At 68.6% G+C, this 23280-nt stretch carries 25 protein-coding genes; 20 read left to right on the top strand and 5 right to left on the bottom strand.

The window, feature by feature from the left end; translation table 11 throughout:
• Both AC0KTM_RS21010 and AC0KTM_RS21005 read left to right on the top strand, forming a co-directional pair.
• Complete coding sequence (locus tag AC0KTM_RS21010) at positions 1-720, top strand: PaaX family transcriptional regulator C-terminal domain-containing protein (RefSeq protein WP_238956842.1); 720 nt, start codon at positions 1-3, stop codon at positions 718-720.
• Complete coding sequence (locus AC0KTM_RS21005) at positions 717-1484, top strand: crotonase/enoyl-CoA hydratase family protein (protein ID WP_238956841.1); 768 nt, start codon at positions 717-719, stop codon at positions 1482-1484. Before AC0KTM_RS21010 ends, AC0KTM_RS21005 begins: the two co-directional genes overlap by 4 nt.
• Positions 1485-1499: 15 nt before the next feature.
• Here the strand turns inward: AC0KTM_RS21005 and AC0KTM_RS21000 are convergent, their stop codons facing one another.
• Together AC0KTM_RS21000 and AC0KTM_RS20995 are read right to left on the bottom strand one after the other, a co-directional pair.
• Positions 1500-1988 carry a DUF3060 domain-containing protein gene (locus AC0KTM_RS21000; protein WP_238956840.1) on the bottom strand — a complete coding sequence of 163 codons (489 nt, stop codon included), beginning with the start codon at positions 1986-1988 and terminating at the stop codon, positions 1500-1502.
• Between the two features lie 47 nt (positions 1989-2035).
• On the bottom strand, positions 2036-2413 hold the full coding sequence (locus AC0KTM_RS20995) for a DUF3060 domain-containing protein (protein WP_225328302.1): 378 nt from the start codon (positions 2411-2413) through the stop codon (positions 2036-2038).
• A gap of 195 nt (positions 2414-2608) precedes the next feature.
• Here AC0KTM_RS20995 and AC0KTM_RS20990 point away from each other — a divergent pair, with 195 nt between their 5' ends.
• From AC0KTM_RS20990 to AC0KTM_RS20950, 9 genes are all read left to right on the top strand, one after another.
• Positions 2609-3253 (top strand): TetR/AcrR family transcriptional regulator, encoded by a 645-nt coding sequence (locus AC0KTM_RS20990; RefSeq protein WP_225328301.1) that lies wholly within the window; start codon positions 2609-2611, stop codon positions 3251-3253.
• 270 nt (positions 3254-3523) lie between these two features.
• Positions 3524-3898: a 30S ribosomal protein S12 gene (gene rpsL / locus AC0KTM_RS20985; protein WP_007767794.1), complete on the top strand. Its 375-nt coding sequence runs from the start codon at positions 3524-3526 to the stop codon at positions 3896-3898.
• Positions 3898-4368, top strand: coding sequence for a 30S ribosomal protein S7 (gene rpsG / locus AC0KTM_RS20980; RefSeq protein ID WP_008260850.1), 471 nt, complete (start codon positions 3898-3900; stop codon positions 4366-4368). Before rpsL ends, rpsG begins: the two co-directional genes overlap by 1 nt.
• 81 nt (positions 4369-4449) lie before the next feature.
• A complete protein-coding gene (gene fusA, locus AC0KTM_RS20975) occupies positions 4450-6555 on the top strand; it encodes an elongation factor G (protein ID WP_238956839.1) in 2106 nt (701 codons plus the stop codon).
• A 111-nt stretch (positions 6556-6666) separates the two neighbouring features.
• Positions 6667-7857, top strand: a complete 1191-nt coding sequence (gene tuf / locus AC0KTM_RS20970; RefSeq protein WP_083065829.1) for an elongation factor Tu — start codon at positions 6667-6669, stop codon at positions 7855-7857.
• A gap of 182 nt (positions 7858-8039) precedes the next feature.
• On the top strand, positions 8040-8798 hold the full coding sequence (locus AC0KTM_RS20965) for a PE family protein (RefSeq protein WP_275254205.1): 759 nt from the start codon (positions 8040-8042) through the stop codon (positions 8796-8798).
• Between the two features lie 110 nt (positions 8799-8908).
• Positions 8909-9739, top strand: coding sequence for an SHOCT domain-containing protein (locus AC0KTM_RS20960; RefSeq protein ID WP_238956838.1), 831 nt, complete (start codon positions 8909-8911; stop codon positions 9737-9739).
• Between the two features lie 91 nt (positions 9740-9830).
• A complete protein-coding gene (locus tag AC0KTM_RS20955; RefSeq protein ID WP_472416581.1) occupies positions 9831-10658 on the top strand; it encodes a mycofactocin-coupled SDR family oxidoreductase in 828 nt (275 codons plus the stop codon).
• 25 nt (positions 10659-10683) lie between these two features.
• On the top strand, positions 10684-11871 hold the full coding sequence (locus AC0KTM_RS20950; protein WP_238956836.1) for an FAD-dependent oxidoreductase: 1188 nt from the start codon (positions 10684-10686) through the stop codon (positions 11869-11871).
• 14 nt (positions 11872-11885) lie between these two features.
• Here the strand turns inward: AC0KTM_RS20950 and AC0KTM_RS20945 are convergent, their stop codons facing one another.
• Positions 11886-12713 (bottom strand): inositol monophosphatase family protein, encoded by an 828-nt coding sequence (locus tag AC0KTM_RS20945; protein WP_472416579.1) that lies wholly within the window; start codon positions 12711-12713, stop codon positions 11886-11888.
• A gap of 538 nt (positions 12714-13251) precedes the next feature.
• Here AC0KTM_RS20945 and AC0KTM_RS20940 point away from each other — a divergent pair.
• Positions 13252-14112 (top strand): aldo/keto reductase, encoded by an 861-nt coding sequence (locus AC0KTM_RS20940; protein ID WP_225330070.1) that lies wholly within the window; start codon positions 13252-13254, stop codon positions 14110-14112.
• Here AC0KTM_RS20940 and AC0KTM_RS20935 read toward each other — a convergent pair.
• Positions 14109-15155, bottom strand: coding sequence for a DUF2332 domain-containing protein (locus AC0KTM_RS20935; protein ID WP_238956834.1), 1047 nt, complete (start codon positions 15153-15155; stop codon positions 14109-14111). The two genes, AC0KTM_RS20940 and AC0KTM_RS20935, sit on opposite strands and share 4 nt — an antisense overlap.
• Positions 15152-15745, bottom strand: a complete 594-nt coding sequence (mftR, locus tag AC0KTM_RS20930; protein WP_225330085.1) for a mycofactocin system transcriptional regulator — start codon at positions 15743-15745, stop codon at positions 15152-15154. The genes AC0KTM_RS20935 and mftR overlap by 4 nt, the downstream gene beginning before the upstream one ends.
• A 102-nt stretch (positions 15746-15847) precedes the next feature.
• Here mftR and mftA point away from each other — a divergent pair, with 102 nt between their 5' ends.
• The 8 genes from mftA (at position 15848) to AC0KTM_RS20890 (ending at position 23151) form a co-directional block, all read left to right on the top strand.
• Positions 15848-15937 (top strand): mycofactocin precursor MftA, encoded by a 90-nt coding sequence (gene mftA / locus AC0KTM_RS20925; protein WP_007773607.1) that lies wholly within the window; start codon positions 15848-15850, stop codon positions 15935-15937.
• A complete protein-coding gene (mftB, locus tag AC0KTM_RS20920) occupies positions 15922-16263 on the top strand; it encodes a mycofactocin biosynthesis chaperone MftB (protein ID WP_238956833.1) in 342 nt (113 codons plus the stop codon). Before mftA ends, mftB begins: the two co-directional genes overlap by 16 nt.
• Positions 16260-17471, top strand: a complete 1212-nt coding sequence (gene mftC / locus AC0KTM_RS20915; protein ID WP_238956832.1) for a mycofactocin radical SAM maturase — start codon at positions 16260-16262, stop codon at positions 17469-17471. The genes mftB and mftC overlap by 4 nt, the downstream gene beginning before the upstream one ends.
• A 2-nt stretch (positions 17472-17473) precedes the next feature.
• A complete protein-coding gene (gene mftD, locus AC0KTM_RS20910) occupies positions 17474-18661 on the top strand; it encodes a pre-mycofactocin synthase MftD (protein ID WP_238957388.1) in 1188 nt (395 codons plus the stop codon).
• 161 nt (positions 18662-18822) lie between these two features.
• Positions 18823-19554 (top strand): mycofactocin biosynthesis peptidyl-dipeptidase MftE, encoded by a 732-nt coding sequence (mftE, locus tag AC0KTM_RS20905; RefSeq protein ID WP_472416577.1) that lies wholly within the window; start codon positions 18823-18825, stop codon positions 19552-19554.
• The gene (mftF, locus tag AC0KTM_RS20900; protein ID WP_238956830.1) at positions 19551-20969 is read left to right on the top strand and encodes a mycofactocin biosynthesis glycosyltransferase MftF; all 1419 of its coding nucleotides are present in this window, start codon (positions 19551-19553) and stop codon (positions 20967-20969) included. The genes mftE and mftF overlap by 4 nt, the downstream gene beginning before the upstream one ends.
• Positions 20970-20977: 8 nt before the next feature.
• Complete coding sequence (gene mftG / locus AC0KTM_RS20895) at positions 20978-22417, top strand: mycofactocin dehydrogenase MftG (RefSeq protein ID WP_238956829.1); 1440 nt, start codon at positions 20978-20980, stop codon at positions 22415-22417.
• 134 nt (positions 22418-22551) lie between these two features.
• Positions 22552-23151: a TetR/AcrR family transcriptional regulator gene (locus AC0KTM_RS20890; protein ID WP_225330086.1), complete on the top strand. Its 600-nt coding sequence runs from the start codon at positions 22552-22554 to the stop codon at positions 23149-23151.
• Positions 23152-23280 lie beyond the last annotated feature (129 nt).

Here is a 23280-nt window from a genome sequence, read left to right as displayed (position 1 = left end):
ATGCCGGACATGACGGCCCGGTCGGTGGTGCTCAGCGTGTTGCTCGGCGCCCACCCGGCGCACGCCCGCGCCAGCGAATTGGTCAGGCTCACTTCCGATTTCGGCATCAAGGAGTCGACGCTGCGAGTGGCGCTGACCCGGATGGTCGGTGCGGGCGACCTGGTCCGCAACGCCGACGGCTACCGGCTCTCGGATCGACTGCTCGCCCGCCAGCGGCGCCAGGACGATGCCATCGACCCGCGCGTGCGGCCCTGGCGCGGGGAGTGGATCACGCTCATCGTGACCAGCGTGGGAGACGACGCCCGCACCCGCGCCGCGCTGCGAACGGCCATGCACGACAAGCGCTTCGGAGAGTTGCGCGAGGGGGTGTGGATGCGTCCGGACAACATCGACGCGCAGCTCGGCCCCGACGTCACGGCCAGGGTCCGGGTGCTGTGGGCGCGCGACGGTGACCCCGCCGAGCTGGCCGCGCGGCTGTGGGACCTGCCCGGCTGGGCGCAGGTCGGGCACCGGTTGCTCGACGAAATGGCCGCCGCGCCGGACATTCCCGGCCGATTCGTGGTGGCCGCGGCGACGGTCCGGCACCTGCTCACCGACCCGGTCCTGCCCGACGAACTGCTGCCGGCCGACTGGCCCGGGGCCCGGCTGCGGGCGGCCTACCACGACTTCGCCGCTGAGCTGCTGCAGCGGCGCGAACCACTAGGTGCGGAGGCGAGATGAGCGATCCGGTGCGCGTCGAGCGCAACGGCCAGGTGACCACGGTGATCATCGACCGGCCGGGGGCGCGTAACGCGGTCAACGGCCCGACGGCGGCCGCGCTGTACGCGGCCTTCGAGGAGTTCGACCGCGATGACACGGCGTCGGTGGCGGTACTGTGGGGTGACGGCGGAACCTTTTGCGCCGGAGCCGATTTGAAGGCTTTCGGAACACCCGAGGCCAACGCCGTGCACCGGACGGGCCCGGGCCCGATGGGGCCGACGCGGATGGTGCTGTCCAAGCCCGTCATCGCCGCGGTCAGCGGCTACGCCGTCGCCGGCGGTCTCGAGCTGGCCATCTGGTGTGATCTGCGGGTGGTCGAGGAGGACGCCGTGTTCGGGGTGTTCTGCCGGCGCTGGGGCGTCCCCTTGATCGACGGGGGAACCGTGCGGTTGCCGAGGCTGATCGGCCACAGCCGCGCGATGGACATGATCCTCACCGGTCGCGCCGTGTCCGCCGACGAAGCCCAGGCCATCGGCCTGGCTAATCGTGTGGTCCCCAAGGGCCAATCACGCCCGGCCGCAGAGGAATTGGCGGCGCGACTGGCGGCGTTGCCGCAGCAGTGCCTGCGCTCGGATCGGCTCTCGGCGCTACACCAATGGGGGGCAACGGAATCCGAGGCGCTCGATTTCGAGTTCGCCAGCATCTCCCGGGTGGCCGCGGAGGCGAACGAGGGGGCCGGGCGGTTCGCCGCGGGCGCGGGACGGCACGGCGCGTCCGCCGATTGAGGGCAACTCGGCCGGTCAGCTGCCCTTGTTGATCGTGTTGCCCGAGCCGAGGTTGTCGACCTTGGGATCACCGTCTTTGTAGGTGATGGTGTTGTTCATCCCGAGCACGGTGATGCGCGTCTCGACCTTGTCGAACGTGATCTTGTTGTTGGTGCCGCCGATGTTCGCCGTCGCGCAGGTGCCCGTGACGGTCAGTGTGTTGTCCGAACCGGCCACGTTCAGCGATTTCCCGCTGGCGCAGTCGAGGTTGGTGGTGGTGCCCATCGACCCGTAGTTCACCGTGTTCCCGATCTCGATGGACGCGGTGGTGCTCGCCCCGCTCGATCCCGTCGTCGGCGCGGCACCGGCACTCGTCGTCGGGCTGCTCTTCGTGGTGGTCGTGGTGGAGGAGCCGGCCGGCGGGTTGGCGGTCGAACTGCAGCCGGCCAGCATCAGGGCCGCGGCGGCCGGCGCCAAGGCGAATGCGGCCAGTCGGCGGCGGTGCTCGAAGGTATGGACACGCATCGCTTTTCGTTTCCCTCTCGTTGTTTGATCCCGGTCGGTGTGGTGCCTCAGCCCGGCACCTGCTGGAGCCGGTTGGTCATGCCCAATTCGCGGCCGCGGTCCCACAGGGCCGGCTGACCGCCCTTGTAGAGCACGGTCTGGTCGTGGCCGTACACCGTGATGTCATGCGAAACCGAGTCGGCGATAACCACATTCGACGAACCCATCACCGTCACGGCGTAGCAGTTGCCCAGCGCGGTCACGGTGAGGAACGTGCCGTTGACCAACAGCGTGGCGTCGTTGCAGTCGACCGTCTGCTCCATGTCCTCCCCGATGACATGGGTGTCGCCGTTCTTGGCCTGCGCAAGCCCCGGCGTGGCAACGAAGCCGGCGAGGACGGCGATGGCGCAGGTGGCCAGCGACCCGGCGACAGTTGTCCACTTCACTGCGGGCCCCCTTTTGGACGGGACGTCGGCTCGAATGAGCCAAGCATGACATTACGTGCATTTGCCTGCCCGATGGCAGGTTTTATCTTCCTTTGCCGGACGCTCATGCCCCTCCGGGAGATTAATGTCTGAACGGGCGTCAACTAGAGTCATTAGTTAACCGCAACCCGTTCCCGCGATCGAAGGGCGACCGCCATGGCAGCTCAACCGGAATCGCCGTCGGCGGCCGGGCGCCAACGCGCGGGACGGCCCGGTTCGCGCCCGACCAAGCTCAGCCGGGAAGGGATCATCGACGGCGCGCTGACGTTCCTGGATCGCGAGGGCTGGGACGCCCTGACCATCAACGCGCTCGCTACGCAGCTGGGCACCAAGGGGCCGTCGCTGTACAACCACGTGGACAGCCTGGAGGACTTGCGCCGCTCGGTGCGGATTCGGGTGATCGACGACATCATCACGATGCTCAACCGGGTGGGCGAGGGCCGCGCCCGCGACGACGCGGTGCTCGTCATGGCGGGCGCGTACCGCAGCTATGCCCACCATCACCCGGGTCGCTACTCGGCCTTCACCCGGATGCCGCTGGGTGGAGAAGACGCCGAGTACGCGGCGGCGACCCGCGGCGCGGCCGCACCGGTGATCGCCGTGCTGTCCTCCTACGGTCTCGACGGCGCCGAAGCCTTCCATGCGGCGCTGGAGTTCTGGTCCGCGATGCACGGATTCGTGTTGCTCGAGATGACCGGTGTCATGGACGACATCGATACCGACGCGCTGTTCTCCGACATGGTGCTGCGCCTGGCGGCGGGCCTGGAACGGCGCACCGCCCCCGACGGCGCCAGGGGCTAGCTGCCCCACCGCGGTGCGAGCAGGTCCGCCGCTTTGACCTGCAAGACGGGCGGCGGGTATTGTGGTTCCTCGTGCCTGGCGGCTTACGGCGCCTAACCGTAAGGAAGTGAATGCCGGGCGAATTCGCGTGTCCACGATGCATCGGACTCAAGTCCGGTGCGCAGCGCATGCGACACACCCGGCCGCGGGGTGACGCGGACGGACATAACTGCAGTACACAGACTTGAAGACGCCAGAAGTATGCCGAACACGAACAGAGAAAGCCGGTAGATGCCAACCATTCAGCAGCTGGTCCGCAAGGGTCGCCGGGACAAGGTCGCCAAGGTCAAGACCGCGGCCCTCAAGGGCAGCCCGCAGCGCCGTGGCGTGTGCACCCGCGTGTACACCACCACTCCGAAGAAGCCGAACTCCGCGCTTCGGAAGGTCGCCCGCGTGAAGCTGACGAGCCAGGTTGAGGTGACGGCCTACATCCCCGGCGAAGGGCACAACCTGCAGGAGCACTCGATGGTGCTGGTGCGTGGTGGCCGGGTGAAGGACCTGCCCGGTGTCCGGTACAAGATCATCCGCGGTTCGCTCGACACCCAGGGCGTCAAGAACCGCAAGCAGGCTCGCAGCCGTTACGGCGCCAAGAAGGAGAAGAGCTGATGCCGCGCAAGGGGCCCGCGCCGAAGCGCCCGTTGGTCAATGACCCGGTCTACGGGTCGCAGCTGGTCACCCAGCTGGTGAACAAAGTCCTGCTGCAGGGGAAGAAATCGCTCGCCGAGCGCATTGTTTATGGTGCGCTCGAACAAGCTCGGGACAAGACGGGCACCGATCCCGTGATCACGCTCAAGCGTGCTCTCGACAACGTCAAGCCCGCCCTGGAGGTGCGCAGCCGCCGCGTCGGTGGTGCCACCTACCAGGTGCCGGTCGAGGTGCGTCCGGATCGGTCCACCACGCTGGCGCTGCGCTGGCTCGTCAGCTTCTCGCGGCAACGCCGGGAGAAGACCATGGTCGAGCGCCTGGCAAACGAGATCCTGGATGCCAGCAACGGTCTGGGGGCCGCCGTCAAGCGACGCGAGGACACCCACAAGATGGCCGAGGCCAACCGCGCCTTCGCGCACTACCGCTGGTAGGTCTCTGCGGCCCGCGCGCCGGGGCGCTGGCCTGACCGCGAACGACAGCAACTAAGCAATCGAAAGAGTGGGAAGACTTCTGTGGCACAGAAGGACGTGCTGACCGACCTCACCAAGGTCCGCAACATCGGCATCATGGCGCACATCGACGCCGGCAAGACGACGACGACCGAGCGCATCCTCTACTACACCGGTATCAGCTACAAGATCGGTGAGGTGCACGACGGCGCCGCCACCATGGACTGGATGGAGCAGGAGCAGGAGCGGGGGATCACTATCACCTCCGCGGCCACCACCTGTTTCTGGAAAGACAACCAGATCAACATCATCGACACCCCCGGGCACGTCGACTTCACCGTGGAAGTCGAGCGCTCGCTCCGTGTTCTCGATGGCGCCGTCGCCGTGTTCGACGGCAAGGAGGGCGTCGAGCCGCAGTCCGAACAGGTCTGGCGGCAGGCCGACAAGTACGACGTCCCGCGCATCTGCTTCGTCAACAAGATGGACAAGATCGGGGCCGACTTCTACTTCTCCGTCCGCACCATGGAGGAGCGCCTCGGCGCCAACGTCATCCCGATTCAGCTGCCCGTCGGCTCCGAGGGCGACTTCGAGGGCATCGTCGACCTGGTCGAGATGAACGCCAAGGTGTGGCGCGGCGAGACGAAGCTGGGCGAAACCTACGACACCATCGACATCCCGGCCGAATTGTCCGAGAAGGTCGAGGAGTACCGCACCAAGCTGCTCGAGGCGGTCGCCGAGACCGACGAGGCGCTGCTGGAGAAGTACCTCGGCGGCGAGGAACTCACGGTCGAGGAGATCAAGGGCGCCATCCGCAAGCTGACCATCAGCTCGGAGGCCTACCCGGTGTTGTGCGGCAGCGCGTTCAAGAACAAGGGCGTGCAGCCCATGCTGGACGCCGTCATCGACTACCTGCCCTCGCCGTTGGACGTGCCGCCGGCCGTCGGCCACGCGCCGGGCAAGGAGGACGAAGAGGTCACCCGCAAGCCGTCGACCGACGAGCCGTTCTCCGCGCTGGCGTTCAAGGTCGCCACGCACCCGTTCTTCGGCAAGCTGACCTACGTCCGGGTGTACTCCGGCAAGGTCGACTCCGGCAGCCAGGTCATCAACGCCACCAAGGGCAAGAAGGAGCGGCTGGGCAAGCTGTTCCAGATGCACTCCAACAAGGAGAACCCGGTGGAGACGGCCTCGGCGGGTCACATCTACGCGGTGATCGGGCTCAAGGACACCACCACCGGTGACACCCTGAGCGACCCGAACCAGCAGGTCGTGCTGGAATCGATGACCTTCCCCGACCCGGTGATCGAGGTGGCCATCGAGCCCAAGACCAAGAGCGACCAGGAGAAGCTGAGCCTGTCGATCCAGAAGCTCGCCGAGGAGGACCCGACCTTCAAGGTCCACCAGGACGCGGAGACCGGCCAGACCGTGATCGGTGGGATGGGCGAGTTGCACCTGGACATCCTGGTGGACCGGATGCGCCGCGAGTTCAAGGTCGAGGCCAACGTCGGCAAGCCGCAGGTCGCCTACAAGGAGACCATCAAGCGGACGGTGGAAAAGGTCGAGTTCACCCACAAGAAGCAGACCGGTGGTTCCGGCCAGTTCGCCAAGGTGCTGATCAGCCTCGAGCCGTTCCACGGCGAGGACGGCGCGACCTACGAGTTCGAGAACAAGGTCACCGGTGGGCGCATCCCGCGCGAGTACATCCCGTCGGTGGACGCCGGTGCGCAGGACGCCATGCAATACGGCGTGCTGGCCGGCTACCCGCTGGTCAACTTGAAGGTCACCCTGCTGGACGGGGCCTTCCACGAGGTCGACTCGTCGGAGATGGCCTTCAAGATCGCCGGTTCGCAGGTGCTGAAAAAGGCTGCGGCGCAAGCCCAGCCAGTCATCCTGGAACCGATCATGGCCGTCGAGGTCACCACGCCCGAGGACTACATGGGCGACGTGATCGGCGACCTGAACTCCCGCCGTGGCCAGATCCAGGCCATGGAGGAGCGGAGCGGTGCGCGCGTCGTCAAAGCGCATGTGCCGCTGTCGGAGATGTTCGGCTACGTCGGCGACCTGCGGTCCAAGACCCAAGGCCGGGCGAACTACTCCATGGTCTTCGACTCGTACGCCGAAGTGCCGGCGAACGTGTCAAAGGAGATCATCGCGAAGGCGACGGGCCAGTAAACATCGGCGACGGAGTAATCTTGCCGGGTCATTGGAATGCCTTGGGCGCGGCACAACTGAAAACACCAACACTGCTTTAACAAGCACCAACTAGTCCAGGAGGACACAGAAGTGGCGAAGGCGAAGTTCGAGCGGACGAAGCCGCACGTCAACATCGGGACCATCGGTCACGTTGACCACGGCAAGACCACGCTGACCGCGGCTATCACCAAGGTTCTGCACGACAAGTTCCCGGACCTGAACGAGTCCCGCGCGTTCGACCAGATCGACAACGCGCCCGAGGAGCGTCAGCGCGGTATCACCATCAACATCTCCCACGTGGAGTACCAGACCGACAAGCGTCACTACGCGCACGTCGACGCCCCGGGTCACGCCGACTACATCAAGAACATGATCACCGGTGCGGCCCAGATGGACGGCGCGATCCTGGTGGTCGCCGCCACCGACGGGCCGATGCCGCAGACGCGTGAGCACGTGCTGCTCGCCCGCCAGGTCGGCGTGCCCTACATCCTGGTCGCCCTGAACAAGGCCGACATGGTCGACGACGAGGAGCTGCTCGAGCTCGTCGAGATGGAGGTCCGCGAGCTGCTGGCCGCCCAGGAGTTCGACGAGGACGCCCCGGTGGTGCGGGTCTCCGCGCTGAAGGCGCTCGAGGGCGACGCCAAGTGGGTGGAGTCCGTCGAGCAGCTGATGGAGGCCGTCGACGAGTCGATCCCGGACCCGGTCCGCGAGACCGAGAAGCCGTTCCTGATGCCGGTGGAGGACGTCTTCACCATCACCGGGCGTGGCACCGTGGTCACCGGTCGTGTCGAGCGCGGTGTGATCAACGTGAACGAGGAAGTCGAGATCGTCGGCATCCGCCCGACCAGCACCAAGACCACGGTCACCGGTGTGGAGATGTTCCGCAAGCTGCTCGACCAGGGTCAGGCCGGTGACAACGTCGGACTGCTGCTGCGTGGTATCAAGCGTGAGGACGTCGAGCGCGGCCAGGTCGTGACCAAGCCCGGCACCACCACGCCGCACACCGAGTTCGAGGGCCAGGTCTACATCCTGTCCAAGGACGAGGGCGGCCGGCACACGCCGTTCTTCAACAACTACCGTCCGCAGTTCTACTTCCGCACCACCGACGTGACCGGTGTGGTGACGCTGCCGGAGGGCACCGAGATGGTGATGCCCGGCGACAACACCAACATCTCGGTGAAGCTGATCCAGCCCGTCGCCATGGACGACGGTCTGCGGTTCGCGATCCGCGAGGGTGGCCGCACCGTCGGCGCCGGCCGGGTCGTCAAGATCATCAAGTAGTTCGCTACTGAGTCAGTACTGAGTCAGTTCAAAGCCCGGATTGCCAACTCGGCAATCCGGGCTTTGTCCGCTGTGCGCATCGTCGGGCCCGACCGGCGCGGAAATGGTGCGCACGCCGCGCGCCCTGCACTAGGATTTCGGCATAGTTCTCGGTGACCGTGAGGCGTGGCGGGGAGGTGCCGATGTCGTTCGTTCAAGCGACTCCCGAATTCGTCGCGGCTGCCGCGACGGACCTGGCCAGCATCGGGACGACGATCACCTCCGCCAACACGGCGGCGATGGGGCCGACGTCGGCGGTGCTCGCCCCGGGCGCCGACGAGGTGTCGGCGAGTATCGCCGCCCTGTTCGACGCCCACTCCCAGGTCTATCAGGCGCTCAGCGCCCAGGCGGCCGCGTTCCACAGCCAGTTCGTGCAGCTGATGAACGGCGGCGCGATGCAGTACGCCGCCGCCGAGGCGGCGAACGCGACGCCGCTGCAGACCGCGGCGGGGCCCGCGTCGATGGCCGCGCAGGTGCCGACGATGACGGCCGGCGCCATGGGTGCCTCCGCCCCGACCGCGCCCGCGGGGCCCCTGGCGGCGGCGGTGGCCCCCGCGGCCGCCGCACCGGTACCGGCCGGCACACCGGTCGCCGCGGCGCCGGTGGGTTCGGCGACGTTGGCCTCGGCCACCGCACCGGCCGGGCCGGCGCGCGTGGCGACGCCGGCCTACGCACCGGCCGGTTCCCCGAGCACCGTCCCGCCCGCGGCGTCGGCACCGGCCGGCACGGCCGCCGCGCCGATGCAACCCGAGGTGGCGCCGCAGGCCTCCCCGGCCACGACGCTGCCGGTGTCGCCGCGCACGGCGCCGCATTCCCCGGCGCCGCACTCCACCGCGGCGTCACAGTCGGCGGCGCCGCCGGTGCGCCGGGTGCCGATCGTCCCGCCCGAGCAGCTCACGTGATGGCGGCGGCCCGCCGGTAGACGACCGAAACCGGTTTGCGCGTATCGCGTTCGCGGTGAGACCCCGGGCGCTAATCTGACACAAATCCCCAGCAAGCCGAGGAGGGGCAAGTGTTAGCGCGCTACCTGAAGGCACAGTTGGTCGTTTTGCTGTGCGGAGGCCTCGTCGGGCCGATTTTCTTGGTCGTGTACTTCGTCATGGGGCTCGACAACCTGCTGCAGTGGATGTTCTACGTCGGCCTGCTCATCACCGTGGCCGACGTGTTGATCGCGCTCGCGCTGGCGAACTACGGCGCCAAGTCGTCGGCGAAGGCGGCCGCGCTCGAGCAGAGCGGCGTGCTGGCGCTCGCCCAGATCACCGGCATCACCGAAACGGGCACGTGGGTCAACAACCAGCAGGTCGTCAAGGTGCACCTGCACATCGCCGGCCCCGGCCTGCTGCCGTTCGACAGCGAAGACCGCGTGATCGCCAGCGTCACCCGGCTGGGCAACCTCAACGCCCGCAAGGTGGTGGTGCTGGTCAACCCGACCACCAACGAATACCGGATCGACTGGGAGCGAAGCGCATTGGTCAACGGGCTGATGCCCGCGCAGTTCACGGTGGCCGAGGACAACCGGACCTACGACCTGAGCGGCCAGGCGGGCCCGCTGATGGAGATCCTGCAGATCCTCAAGGCCAACAACATTCCGCTGAACCGGATGGTCGACATCCGGTCGAACCCGGCGCTGCGCGGGCAGATCCAGGCGGTGGTGCGCCGGGCCGCCGAACAGCAGGCGCCGGCCGCCCAACCGGCGGCGGCGGGTGCGCCGTCGGCGGTCGTCACGCCGCCCGAACCCTCGATCGCCGCGCGGCTGCAGGAGCTGAACGATCTGCGCGCCAGCGGCGCGCTCACCGACGAGGAATACAACAGCCGGCGCGCACAGATCATCGCCGAAATCTGAGGCTCGTCCGCCGGGCCGGCGGGTGAATTAGAACACGTTTCAATTGCGCTGCTAGCCTGGCTTGGTCTATTGGCGGTCGAAAGGGTTACACGTGGCTGGACAGGCCGGATCACTGCACGGGCGGGTGGCATTCATCACCGGGGCCGCCCGCGGCCAGGGACGGTCGCACGCGGTGCGGCTGGCCGCCGAGGGCGCCGACATCATCGCGCTCGACATCTGCGCGCCGGCGTCCGCCAGCGTGACCTACCCGCCCGCCACCCGCGAGGACCTCGACGAGACCGCGCGCCTGGTGGAGGGGCAGGGACGCAAGATCCTGACCCGCGTCCTCGACGTGCGCGACGACGCCGCGCTGCGGCAGTTGGTGGCCGACGGGATGGAACAGTTCGGCCGGCTCGACATCGTGGTCGCCAACGCCGGAGTGCTGAGCTGGGGCCGCATTTGGGAGCTCACCGACGAGCAGTGGGACGCGGTGATCGGCGTCAACCTGACCGGCACCTGGCGCACGCTGCGCGCCACCGTGCCCGCGATGATCGAGGCGGGCAACGGCGGTTCCATCGTGGTGGTCAGCTCGTCGGCGGGACTCAAGGCCACACCGGGCAACGGCCACTACTCGGCCAGCAAACACGGGCTCACCGCGCTCACCAACACCCTCGCGATGGAGCTCGGCGAATATGGGATCCGGGTCAACTCGATCCATCCGTACTCGGTCGAAACCCCGATGATCGAGCCCGAAGCGATGATGGAGATCTTCGCCGCCCATCCCAGCTTCGTGCATAGCTTCCCCCCAATGCCGGTGCAGCCCAACGGCTTCATGACCGCCGACGAAGTCGCCGACGTCGTGGCGTGGCTCGCCGGCGACGGGTCGGGCACACTCACCGGCACGCAGATCCCCGTGGATAAGGGTGCCCTAAAGTACTGACCGGCCATCGTGCTAAGAACTCCACGTGAGTAGTGACGAAAGCGCCACCAACGGAATCGTGATCGTCGGCGGCGGATTGGCCGCCGCGCGCACCGCCGAGCAGCTGCGCAAATCGGAGTATTCCGGGCCCATCACGCTCGTCAGCGACGAGGTGCACCTGCCGTATGACCGCCCGCCGCTGTCCAAAGAGGTGCTGCGCAAAGAGGTCGACGACACCGCGCTCAAACCGCGCGAGTGGTACGACGAGAACGACGTCACCCTGCGCCTGGGGTCGGCCGCGAAAAGCCTGGACACCGCGGCGCAGACGGTGACGCTCGCCGACGGAACGACGCTGCGCTACGACGAACTCGTCATCGCCACCGGGCTGGTCCCGCGACGCATCCCGGCGATCCCCGACCTCGAGGGCATCCGGGTGCTGCGGTCGTTCGACGAGAGCCTGGCGCTGCGCGAGCACGCGTCCTCGGCCCAGCGCGCCGTCGTCATCGGGGCCGGTTTCATCGGCTGCGAGGTGGCGGCCAGCCTGCGCAGCCTGGGGGTGGACGTGGTGCTGGTGGAGCCCCAGCCCACTCCGCTGGCCGCGGTGCTCGGCGAGCAGATCGGCGAGCTGGTGGCCCGGCTGCACCGCGCCGAGGGCGTCGACGTCCGGCTCGGCGTCGGCGTGGCGGAGGTGCGCGGTGACACGCATGTCGAAGCGGTCGTGTTGACCGACGGCACCGAATTGGCGGCCGACCTGGTGGTGATCGGCATCGGGTCGCGGCCGGCGACCGAATGGCTCGAGGGCAGCGGCGTCACCGTCGACAACGGCGTCATCTGCGACGAGGCCGGACGCACCAGCGCGCCGAACGTGTGGGCGCTCGGCGATGTCGCGTCGTGGCGTGACACGACGGGACACCAAGGGCGCGTGGAACATTGGAGCAATGTCGCCGATCAGGCCCGCGCCGTGGTGCCCGCGATGCTGGGACAGGATGTGCCCCCGGTGGTGGTCGTCCCCTACTTCTGGAGCGACCAATACGACGTCAAGATCCAGTGCCTCGGCGAGCCGGAGGCCGACGACGTCGTCCACGTCGTCGAGGACGACGGCCGCAAGTTCCTGGCCTACTACGAACGCGACGGGGCCCTGGTCGGCGTGGTCGGCGGCGGGATGCCCGGCAAGGTCATGAAGGTCCGCGCCAAAATCGCTGCGGCCGTCCCCATTTCGGAAATACTGGGCTGAGCCGCGCCTTTTGACTAGCCGACGGCGGCCGCGTAGCGGTCGCCGGTGTTCTCGGTGTTCCGGATGACCGTCGCGAGTTGCTCGGCGATGCCCGGCGCGCTGATGACGGTCGACGCGGACTTGTGGGTGTGGGGATTGCCCTGCGCGTCGGTGAGCCGCGCGCCCGCTTCGCGGGCGATCAGCGTCCCCGCGGCGGTGTCCCAGGGCTTGTTGGACATCATCACGCAGGCGTCCAGGGCGCCCTCGGCGACGAACGCGAGGTCCAGGGTCGCCGCCCCGATCATGCGGATGCGCTCGACGCGCGGCACCAGCTCGGCGGTGAGCGCCAGCCGGTGCTCGTTCAGCCTGCCGGCGTCGTGGCCGACGGCGTAGTCGCCGAGGGACACGATGGCCCCGCTGAGGCTGTCGGCGGCGCTGGCGTTGATCCGCTGCCCGTTGAGGAACGCGCCCTTGCCCTCGATGGCGTGGTAGGTCTTGCCGAGCAGGGGAGCGTGGGTGACGGCGACCACGGTGCGCCCGCCCCGCAGCAGGGCCAGCGACACCGCGCACAACGGCAGCCCGTGGACGAAGTTCGAGGTCCCGTCGATGGGGTCGAGCACCCAGAGCCACTCGGAAGTCTCGATGTCCGGCTGTTGCTCGGACTCTTCGGCCAGTAACGCGATGTCAGGTGTGGTTTGGGCCAGGTAGTCGGCGATGTCGCGCTGGATCGCGAGGTCGATGTCGGTGACCAGGTCACGGTCGCCTTTGTGCTGCACCGAACTCGGCTGTGATTTCTTCAGCGTGGCGGCACCGATTTGTGTTGCTTGCCAGGCAATTTCGAAAAGCTCTTGCATTGTCTTCATGGGGAAGGATTTGCCTCGCTTCCGGTGTTGGCGTGCGTTCGGCGCTTTTCGATCATAAGGGGTAAGCGATTTCGCGTCACACGCACCCGCCGACGACAAATGTCGATCGAAAACACCGAGACCACCGATGTTTTCGCCGGCGCACCCCGTCCTCCTGGGACTTTGGCGCGAATTGGGCATGGGGCACAGCCGAATTCGATGGTGATGCACATCACTCGCCAGAAAGGTTTTGAGACGCCCGGGCGTGGGAACCGAGTCGGGGCTGTAGCAGGTGTCACAAAATTGCCAGCGCGCCGCTGCGAAACCTATTGCGCTGGAAAAACGAAACTCGGATGCCGCAGATTTTTTGCTGAGACGCCCTGGATCGCCGCTTTTGGTGCATCGCTTGCCGTGCTCCGTTACTGTCTCCAAGCGAACGATGTTGGGAACCTTTGCACTGCAATGGGTTGGCGTTAAACCGCTCGGCTTAACCGCTGCCACTGAATCGTTCTAATCCAGATAACCCAGCACCCAAACTTGGCAGGCAGGTGATTGACAAGTGACAGTGATTGATGAGATATACAGCGCTTCCAGCGCGATTCCGACCGTCGCTCTCAACGACGAGGCGAAGATGCCCGTACTTGGCTTGGGAGTAGCCAAGTTGTCCGATGTGGAGACGGAAAGCTCGGTACTCGCGGCCCTGGAGGCTGGCTGCCGCCTCATCGACACCGCTGCCTCCTACGGAAACGAAGAAGCCGTCGGGCGTGCGATAGCCGCGTCGGGCATCCCGCGTGAGGAGTTGTTCGTCGCCACCAAGCTGGGCACGTCGAGGCAGGGCTTCCAGAGTGCCCAGGAGTCGTGCAAGGAGAGCTTGGACCGTCTTGGGCTGGATTACCTCGACCTGTACCTGATCCACTGGCCGGCGCCGAAGCTGGGCAAGTATGTGGAGAGCTTCGAGGGCATGAAGGTCGCCCGCGACGAGGGGCACGTCCGCTCGATCGGCGTCTGCAACTTCACCGAGGAACTGCTGACGAACGTCATCGAGGAGACGGCCGAGGTGCCCGCCGTGAACCAGGTCGAGCTGCACCCGCGCCTCAACCAGGCCGATCTGCGCCAGGCGCACGCCCAGCACGACGTCACGACGCAGTCCTACAGCCCGCTGGGCGTCGGCAAAATGCTCGAGGATCCGACCGTGACGGCCATCGCCGCCGAGTACGGCCGCACGCCGGCGCAGGTGCTGGTCCGCTGGAACCTGCAATTGGACAACGTGGTCGTCTCGCGGTCGTCCAAGCCCGAGCGCGTCGCCCAGAACCTGGACGTGTTCGACTTCACCCTGGAGCCCGAGCACATGGAGGCCATCGACGGATTGCATGACGGCACCCGGGTGCTGCACGATCCGATGACCTTCATGGGGACCTAGGACCGCCAGTGCACCGGCGGGCCGTGCGGGTGGCATTCGCCCAGAACGCGCGGCTCGCCGCCCGGCCAGCTGCGGGCCCGCACCTCGAATCGGATCGGGGTGCCGGGGCCGGAGCGTGCGGGCTCCATCGCGAGGTGGGCGAACGGTGAACGCGTATCCGCCTGCGCGGCCAGCGAGTTCACGTGAGCGCGCACCGCGTCGCGTTCGTCGGCCGACAGGTATTGCCAGGTGATGGAATGCCACAGGACGGTCAGCGCGCCGTCGGCCAGCCGAAGGCCGGCGGCCGCGCTGGCCGCCGTCTGGCGCTCGAGCGGGGCCGGGACCCGTCGGGCAACCTCGATGGCCCCGCGCAGCCGGGCAAGCCGGGCGCCCTGGTCGGGCCAGACGTAGCTCAGCACGGTCATCTCTCCGTCGGTGTCGCCGACATCGACGGGCGCGATGTCGTACCCGTGCCGCTCGACGATGCGCACGTCGCGCCCGGGCGGCAGCGCGCCGCGCCACGCGTCATCGATCGCCACCGGCGAGTCGGGCGGGCCCCACTGGCCCCCGGCGAACCGGTAGCGGTAATGGTCCGCTCGCAAGTTCAGCCCCGCACTGGATCCGATCTCGAAAAGCCGGATGGGCAAACCGAATTGATTGATGTGCAGCAATCCGCCGATCAGTGCGGCCGACCGGCCCACCTCGTTGGTCTGCGGTGGTTGATCCAACGCCGCGCGCAGCGCGTCGGTGTGACCGGTCGCGGTGTCGCGGATTTCGGGCCAGGCCGATCCGGCGTTCCAGGTCCCGCCGGTGCTGGGATACCAGCGCCGCAGGTGCGCCGCCCGTCCGTCGAGCACCAGCCGGTGCAGCCCGCCGAGCAGCCGAAGGGGCACCGCGTCGCGCGAGGGGGCGTCGCGGTGCCCGGACAAGATGCTCGCGAACACGCCGCCGGCTTCGACGTCGGCGGCCACCAGCTCGAACAGGTCGCCGTACATCGCGGAGCCCGACGAGGCGCAGAACCTGCCCTGGGCTCGCAGCGTGTGCGCCAGGTGCTCGACGCTCAACTGTCCAGCTCGTTCAACCCGGCGCCGACCACGTCAAAGGCATTGCCCAGGGCCACCGGCAGCGGGACGGATTCATCGCTCAGCCAGTGCTCGTAGGCCGACAGCGCCACGCCCAGCATCGTCCAGGCGGCGGTCTGCGGAAGCAGATCGGTTGTCTTGCAATCACAACGGCGGGCCACGAACCCGGCGATCACCTCGCGCCAGCCGGCGTACATCGTCATCGAATAGGCCTGCAGCTCAGCGGTTTGCAGGATCACCCGCATGCGCTGGCGGTGGCGGGCGGTCTCGGATTCGTCAAAGGTGTTGAACGCCAACAACGCTGCGCGCAGCGCATCGCCCAGGCCCACCCGGGAATCCACGTTGTCGAGCAGGTCCCGGAGGTGGGCGAGGTGAGTGTCGAAATCGCCCCACGGGATGGCGTTCTTGGACGCGTAATAGCGAAAGAGCGTGCGGCGGGAGATGCCGGCGGCGTGGGCGACGTCGTCGACGCTCACGTCGGCGAAACCGCGGGCGGTGAACAGGTCGATGGCCACATCGGTGATGTGGGCGGGCGTGGTCGAGCGGCGCCTGCCCACCCGCGGCTGCGGCATCTTCAGACCCCGCCCTTCCATTTCGGCACTCGATGCCATATTCTGGCGGCGAGTGTGACTCAGACCCCATCGTTGTCAAGACCCGACGAAAGGCAAGGCCCCGTGGACCACGAGACCGAAACCGACACCCAACTCGTCACCGAGACCCTGGTCGAAGAGGTATCCATCGACGGCATGTGCGGGGTCTACTGACCGTGCCTGCGCCCGCGCAGGCTCACACGGCTCGCCCCGCCGGCGACACCGTGTTCGATCCTGATCGCGGCTGGCGACTGCACCCGCAGGTGGCGGTGCGGCCCGAACCGTTCGGCGCGCTGCTCTATCACTTCGGCACCCGCAAGCTGTCATTCCTGAAGAACCGCACCATCCTCACGGTGGTGCAGTCGCTGGCCGACCACCCCGACGTCCGCTCCGCCTGTCGCGCGGCGGGCGTCGACGACGCCGCGCAGGGTCCCTACCTGCACGCGTTGGGTGTGCTCGTCGACTCCAAGATGCTGGTGCCCCGAGAGGACCATCAATGACCGCACCGCCCCAAGCGGCCGTACCGCGGCTGATCGAGCAATTCGAGCACGGGCTCGACGCGCCCATCTGCCTCACCTGGGAGCTCACCTACGCCTGCAACCTGGCCTGCGTGCACTGCCTCTCGTCGTCGGGCAAGCGGGATCCGCGCGAGCTGTCCACCCGTCAGTGCATGGAGATCATCGACGAGCTGGAACGCATGCAGGTGTTCTACGTCAACATCGGTGGTGGGGAACCCACTGTGCGCCCGGACTTTTGGGAACTCGTCGACTACGCGACCGCCCACCACGTCGGCGTCAAGTTCTCCACCAACGGCGTCCGGATCACGCCCGAGGTCGCCGCGCGGTTGGCGGCCAGCGACTACGTCGACGTGCAGATCTCGCTGGACGGCGCCACCGCCGAGGTCAACGACGCCGTGCGCGGGCCCGGGTCGTTCGACATGGCGGTGCGGGCGCTGGAGAATCTGGCCAACGCCGGCTTCAAAGACGCCAAGATCTCCGTGGTCGTCACCCGGCACAACGTCGACCAGCTCGACGAGTTCGCCGCGCTGGCAAGCCGTTACGGTGCCACGCTGCGGATCACCCGGCTGCGCCCGTCCGGGCGCGGCGCCGACGTCTGGGAAGAGCTGCACCCGACCGCCGACCAGCAGGTCCAGCTGTATGACTGGCTGGTCGCCAAGGGGGAGCGGGTGCTCACCGGCGACTCCTTCTTTCACCTGGCCCCGCTCGGCCAATCCGGTGCGCTGGCCGGCCTGAACATGTGCGGCGCTGGCCGCGTCGTATGCCTGATCGACCCGGTCGGCGACGTGTACGCCTGCCCGTTCGCCATCCATGACCGCTTCCTGGCCGGAAACGTGTTGTCGGACGGTGGTTTTGACAACGTGTGGAAGAACGCCCCGCTGTTCCGCGAGCTGCGCGAGCCGCAGTCGGCGGGCGCGTGCGGCAGCTGCGGGCACTACGACAGCTGCCGGGGCGGCTGCATGGCCGCCAAGTTCTTCACCGGCCTGCCGCTGGACGGGCCGGACCCCGAATGCGTCCAGGGACACAGCGCGTCGGCGCTGGCGCACGACCGCGAGACCCCGCGCCCCCGCGCCGACCACTCCCGCGGCAAGCGCATCCGCCAGCCGGTGCCGCTCACGCTGTCGCTGCGGCCACCGACGATCACGCCGGCGGCGCCACCGGCGCGCCTGTGCAATGAAAGCCCGGTGTGACAATGGCCGAGAAATGGTTTGAAACGGTCGCCATCGCGCAGCAGCGGGCCAAGCGCCGGTTGCCGAAATCGGCCTATTCGTCGTTGATTTCGGCCAGCGAAAAGGGAATCACCGTCTCCGACAACGTCGAAGCCTTCGGTGAACTCGGTTTCGCCCCCCACGTGGTCGGCGCACCCGCAAAGCGCGACATGTCGACCAGCGTTATGGGACAGGACATTTCGATGCCGGTCCTGATCTCCCCGACCGGCGTGCAGGCCGTGCACCCCGACGGCGAGGTGGCGGTCGCGCGGGCCGCCGCCGCCCGCGGCACCGCCATGGGGCTGTCCTCGTTCGCCAGCAAGCCGATCGAAGAGGTCATCGCGGCCAACCCCAAGTTGTTCTTCCAGGTGTACTGGCTGGGCGACCGTGACGCGATCGCCGCGCGGGTCGAGCGCGCCCGGGCGGCCGGCGCGGCGGGGCTGATCGTCACCACCGACTGGAGCTTCTCGCACGGCCGGGATTGGGGCAGCCCCTCGATCCCGGAGAAGATGGACCTCAAGACCATCCTCAAGATGAGCCCGGAGGTCATCACCAAACCGCGGTGGTTCTTGCAGTGGGCGAAGACCATGCGGCCGCCGGAGCTGCGGGTGCCCAACCAGGGCCGCCGTGGCGAGCCTGGGCCCCCGTTCTTCGCGGCCTACGGCGAGTGGATGGGCACGCCACCGCCGACCTGGGAAGACATCGCCTGGCTTCGCGAACTGTGGGGCGGCCCGTTCATGCTCAAGGGCGTGATCCGTGTCGATGACGCCAAAAGGGCTGTGGATGCGGGGGTTTCGGCGATCTCGGTGTCCAATCACGGAGGCAACAACCTGGACGGCACCCCGGCCTCGATTCGCGCCCTGCCCGCGATCGCCGCGGCCGTCGGCGATCAGGTCGAGGTGCTGCTCGACGGCGGCGTCCGGCGCGGCAGCGATGTCGTGAAGGCCGTGGCGCTGGGGGCGCGCGCCGTGATGATCGGCCGGGCGTACCTGTGGGGCCTGGCCGCGGCCGGCCAACCGGGCGTGGAGAACGTCCTCGACATCTTGCGCGGCGGCATCGACTCGGCCCTGATGGGTCTGGGACATTCCTCGATTCACGACCTCGGGCCCGGTGACATCCTGGTGCCGCCCGGTTTCGCCCGGGCGCTGGGCGTGCCGTCGGCCGGCGAATAACGCAAGTCGGGCTATCCCGGGCGGCTTTGTCGGATATTTGACGGCCACGGAAATCGTGGTACTGGCGGGGTAACCGTGACGAACGAGCCGACAATTCGAATGACCGATGAACGGTGTGGAAAAAAACTTATTTTCAGGCTTCAACAATTGGTGCACGCCAGGTGAATTCGTCCTACCATCACCGAGTGCCCGTACTCGGCGAACTTGGAACTGCGACGTCGAGCCAGCTGTCCGGCATCGCGCCGTCGGTCATGGTTCCGCTGGGGTCGACCGAGCAGCACGGTCCACACCTGCCGCTGGACACCGATACCCGGATCGCGACGGCGGTCGCCCGCGGCGCCCGAGCCCGCCTCGGCGACGAGTGGCTGGTGGCGCCGGCCATCGCCTACGGCGCGAGCGGCGAGCACCAGAGCTTCGCCGGGACGATTTCGCTCGGCACCGAGGCGTTGACGCTGCTGCTGGTCGAGTACGGCAGGTCGGCGGCCACGTGGGCCCGGCGCCTGGTCTTCGTCAACGGCCACGGCGGCAACGTCGCCGCGCTGGACGCCGCGGTGGCCAGGCTGCGCGCCGAGGGCCGCGACGCGGGATGGTGCCCCTGTGTGGCCCCCGGCGCCGACGCGCACGCCGGGCATACCGAAACATCGGTGTTGCTGCATGTCTCGCCGGCCGATGTGCGGACCGACCGGTGGCTGGCCGGAAACACCGCACCGTTGCCCGAGTTGCTCGGTTCGATGCGCCGCGGGGGAGTCGCGGCGGTCAGCCCGGTCGGCGTGCTGGGCGACCCGACCACCGCCACCGCCGCCGAGGGTGAGCGCATCGTCGCCGGGATGGTCGACGAGTGTGTTCGTCGCGTCGCCCGGTGGGGGCCGGGGCCGGACGGGATGCTGGCATGACCGCGTCGGCGACGCGGCTGCCCGACGGCTTCGCCGTCCAGGTCGACCGCCGCGTGCGGGTGCTCGGCGACGGCTCGGCCCTGCTGGGCGGTTCGCCGACCCGGCTGCTGAAGCTGGCGCCGGCCGCCCAGGACTTGCTCTGCGACGGCCGGCTCAAGGTGCGCGACGACGTCAGCGCCCAGCTCGCCCGCACCCTGCTGGACGCCACGGTGGCGCACCCCCGGCCCGCGGGCGGCCCGTCGCACCACGACGTCACCGTGGTAATCCCGGTGCGCAACAACCTTTCTGGCGTGCGGCGCCTGGTGAGCGCGCTGCGCGGTCTGCGTGTCGTCGTGGTGGACGACGGCTCGTCCCGCCCCGTCGAGCCCGAAGACTTCGTCGGCGCGCACTGCGACATCGAGGTGTTGCGCCACCACCGCAGCAAGGGCCCGGGGGCGGCCCGCAACAGCGGGCTGGCGGCCTGCCGGACGGACTTCGTGGCGTTCCTGGATTCCGACGTGGCGCCGCGCCGGGGCTGGCTGGAAGCCCTGCTCGGTCACTTCTGCGACCCGACCGTCGGCCTGGTGGCCCCGCGGATCGTCGGCCTGTCGCACAGCGAGAACGTGGTGGCCCGCTACGAGGCGGTGCACTCCTCGCTGGACCTCGGTGAGCGCGAAGCCCCGGTGTTGCCCCACAGCACCGTGTCCTACGTCCCGAGCGCGGCGATCATCTGCCGGTGCTCGGCCATCCGGGAGGTCGGCGGGTTCGACGAGACGTTGCAGTCCGGCGAGGACGTCGACCTGTGCTGGCGGCTGATCGAGTCGGGTGCCCGGCTGCGTTACGAGCCGATCGCGCTGGTCGCCCACGACCACCGCACCGAACTACGGGATTGGCTTGCGCGCAAAGCGTTTTACGGCGGCTCGGCGGCCCCGCTGTCGGTGCGCCACCCGGACAAGACGGCGCCGGTGGTGATCTCCGGCTGGGCGCTGACCACGTGGATCCTGATGGCGTTCGGGTCCACGCTGTCGCGGCTGGCGTCCATCCTGCTGGCCGTCCTGACGGGTCGGCGGATCGCGCGGGCGATGCGCAGCGCGGAGACGTCGATGACCGATGTGGTGACGATCGCGGGCCGTGGCCTGTGGTCGGCGGCGCTGCAGCTGGCGTCGGCGCTGTGCCGGCACTACTGGCCGCTGGCGTTGGTGGCCGCGACCATGTCGCGGCATTTCCGGCGGGTGGTGGTGGTCGCGGCCGTCATGGACGGGGTGGCCGACTGGCTCCGCCGCCGCGACGCCATCGGCGATGACGTCGAACCGATCGGGCTGCCGACCTACCTGGTGCTCAAGCGCGTCGACGACCTGGCGTACGGGCTCGGGTTGTGGTGGGGTGTGCTGCGGGAGCGCAACGTGCGAGCCCTGAAGCCCCAGATCCGGAGTTAGCCAGCGCCTTGACCGCAGCCGTCTCGCACAGCGATGTGTTGATCGTCGGCGCCGGCAGCGCTGGATCGGTTGTCGCGGAACGCCTTTCCGCCGATCCTGGCCGCACGGTGACCGTCCTCGAGGCGGGCCCCGCCCTCGACGATCCGGGCCTGCTCGCGCGGACCGCCAACGGTCTGCAGTTGCCGATCGGCGTCGGCAGCCCGCTGGTCCGGCGCTATCAGACCCGTCTGACCGAGGAACCCGCGCGGCAGCACCCCATCGTGCGCGGGGCCACGGTGGGCGGATCGGGAGCGATCAACGGCGGCTACTTCTGCCGCGGGTTGCCCCGCGACTTCGACCGCCTCGGCCTGCCGGGCTGGGGATGGTCCGACGTGCTGGACAGCTTCCGCGCCATCGAGACCGACCTGGACTTCGACGGTCCCGCCCACGGCGACAGCGGCCCCATTCTCGTGCGTCGCACCCACGAAATGACCGGCACCACACAGCGTTTCATCACCGCCGCGGAGAGCGCGGGATTCGGCTGGATCGCTGACCTCAATGACGTTGCGGCGGAGCCGGTTTCCGGGATAGGCGCCGTCCCGCTCAATATCGTCGACGGTGTGCGCCGGGGTTCCGGCGCCGGGTACCTGATCCCGGCGCTGAGCCGGCCGAACCTGCGCCTGCACGCGCGGACCCGGGTGGCGCGGTTGCGTTTCGACGGGACCGTCGCGGTGGGGGTGGACGCGATCGGGGCGCACGGCCACGCCACGTTCACGGCCGACCGGATCGTCTTGTGCGGCGGCGCCATCGAAACCGCGCATCTCCTCATGCTCTCGGGCATCGGCGAAGCCGGCATGCTGGCCGCCGCCGGGGTGCCGGTGGTCGCGGCGCTGCCGGTCGGGGCTTCGTTCAGCGATCACGCCGAGTGGGTCCTGCCCACCGACTGGACGGTGGCCCCCGGGCGGCCGGTGCTCGAGGTGGTGCTCAGCACGGCCGACGGCCTCGAGATCAGGCCGTACACCGGTGGATTCGTGGCGATGACCGGCGACGGCACCGCCGGGCACGCCGACTGGCCGCACATCGGGGTGGCGCTCATGCAACCACGCGCGCGGGGCCGCATCACGCTGGTCTCGGCCGATCCCGACGCGGAGCCGCGCATCGAGCACCGCTACGACAGCGAGCCCGGCGACGTCGCCGCCCTGCGCCGGGGCAGCGAATTGGCCCGCGAATTGGCGGGCAGTGCAATCGGTTCCGCGTCAGCCGTCTGGTCTACGTCGCAACACCTGTGCGGCACCGCGCCGATGGGCGTCGACGGGGACCCGCGGGCCGTCGTCGACCCCCGGTGCCGGGTCCACGGCATCGACAACCTGTGGGTGATCGACGGCTCGATCCTGCCCGCGATCACCAGCCGCGGTCCGCACGCCACGATCGTGATGATCGGGCACCGGGCCGCGGAATTCGTTCGGTGACGCCCGGCGGCGATCGCTCCGGCGGCGGCAGACACCGGGGGTTTCGACCCGATAGTCTCGCTCTCAGACAGGAGGTGGTCGCCATTACCGCGGGGACGACCGATCCGCGCCCAGCGAGGTCGCGGGCTAGGCTGCTGGACGCCGCCGTCACGCTGCTGCGCGCCGGGGGCCCCAGCGCGGTGACGGTCGACGCGGTCACCCGCACCGCCAACGTGGCACGGGCGACGCTGTACCGCCACTTCCCGAGCGGAAACGACTTGCTGGCAGCGGCTTTCAACAGCCTGATACCGGCGTCCCCGACCCCGCCGGCCGAGGGGTCGTTGCGTGACCGCCTGGTCGCGGTGGTGCTGGCCCAGGCCGAATCCGTGGCCCACGCGCCCACCGTCATGACGGCCATGTCCTGGCTGGCGCTGGGGCGTGACCTGGAGGGGCTGCCCGAACCCCGGCGCAGCGGCAACGCCGACAGCGCGGCGATCACCACCCTGCGCGAGCGGATCGCGCAGCAGTACGCGGAGCCGTTCGACGCGATCTTCGACAGCCCGGAGGCCGCCGAGTTGGGCGAGGTGGACCGATCCCGGGCGATCGCCCTGCTCATCGGCCCGCTGGTGCTCGGCCGCCTGTCCACCCTGCCCGATTTCGACTACCGCGAATGCGCGCTGGCGGCGGTCGACGGCTTCCTGCATGTCCAGGCCAATCGGGCTGACGTGGCGAACACAGAACAGGCGGGTGCTTGAGACCACCCACGAACGTGGTCCGGTGTGCTCATGGGCACTGGTCTCGGCCTTGGCATCGGCCACCTGTGGGCCTCTGAACTGCGCGTTAGCGCCGCGTCGTGACCCCGGCCGGGGCGGGTGCGGGGGATT

Source organism: Mycobacterium sp. NTMscope_Eco_3 (assembly GCF_976985685.1).
The sequence above is the reverse complement of the archived record's forward strand: the minus strand, read 5'-3'. Positions and strand labels throughout refer to the sequence as shown.